The following is an 865-nucleotide window of genomic DNA, read 5'->3' as shown; positions in this document are numbered from 1 at the left end:
TATAGTGATGTTAGTTGTGTTTACAGCCATATTCTTTGGAGCTGGTAAGCTTATTCAGAAGTTTGCTGCTGGGGTAGGTGCTGATGTGATAGGGGATGCAAGCAGCTTTGAGTGTAAAGGTGGCGGTGCAACTACACTGTCGTGATGGGGGCTTGCTTTTAAAATAAGGGTTGGCTGTGTATATGTGTCACTTCAGTGCTCTTGTACGATATTACAACGTGGTTGCTGCATGCAGACTGTGCTGCGGAGCAGTGCTCCAGAATTGTTCAGGTATATTGATGCCGGATAATGAGGTTTTGGCATGCAGTGTATGAGTGGTGTTGCTCGTGTCACGTGGGTTGCGTAGGTGGATTTGCTCCTGTTATGTGGAGACCTGGTGTGTTTAGGGCTATAGTGCAGTTTTAGTTTTAAGTGCAAGTTGTAATGCCATGGTTTCGCTAGCGAATGTGCGGTGTACTGCGGTGCTATATTGATGTGCTGTCACATAGTCGGTGCATTTAGGTTTGTACTTCAGAGCGGTTTTGCAGGATTACTACAGGTATGCGGTGCTGCGTAATGAGGTTTGTGGTAATATGAAGTAGAGTTGAGTACTTCAGCGTCTTGTGATACGAGCGTCTGTTTACGACGTTTTTGTGTCGTGTTTAAGAGTGTGTAACGGCATTTGTAAGTGTATTTGGATTCGTGACATAACTCTCGATATGCGGTTAAGTGATAATAGAGCGGGCATGCAATGTTGCAGCACGGTGTACGAATCCAGATAGCTGTTGTTTCGTTGGTGCACTTTTGACGAAGGCAGCAGCGTTACCTACGGCTTGCTCAGCACTGTTATCGGAAGCTAGAGTGACTTTGGGTAACTACTAGCTGA

General features: G+C 45.8%; 1 protein-coding gene and 1 pseudogene. Both read left to right on the top strand.

The window, feature by feature from the left end; all coding sequences use genetic code 11:
• Positions 1-145, top strand: a pseudogene (locus tag KPX09_RS02405) (type VI secretion protein); the annotation flags it as partial.
• Positions 146-708: 563 nt separating this feature from the next.
• On the top strand, positions 709-861 hold the full coding sequence (locus KPX09_RS02400; protein ID WP_249548796.1) for a hypothetical protein: 153 nt from the start codon (positions 709-711) through the stop codon (positions 859-861).
• Positions 862-865: the final 4 nt, after the last annotated feature.

This window comes from Anaplasma phagocytophilum (assembly GCF_023476575.1).
Lineage (GTDB): Bacteria > Pseudomonadota > Alphaproteobacteria > Rickettsiales > Anaplasmataceae > Anaplasma > Anaplasma phagocytophilum_A.
Note: the sequence above shows the minus strand (reverse complement) of the source record. Positions and strands in the feature narration are given on the sequence as shown.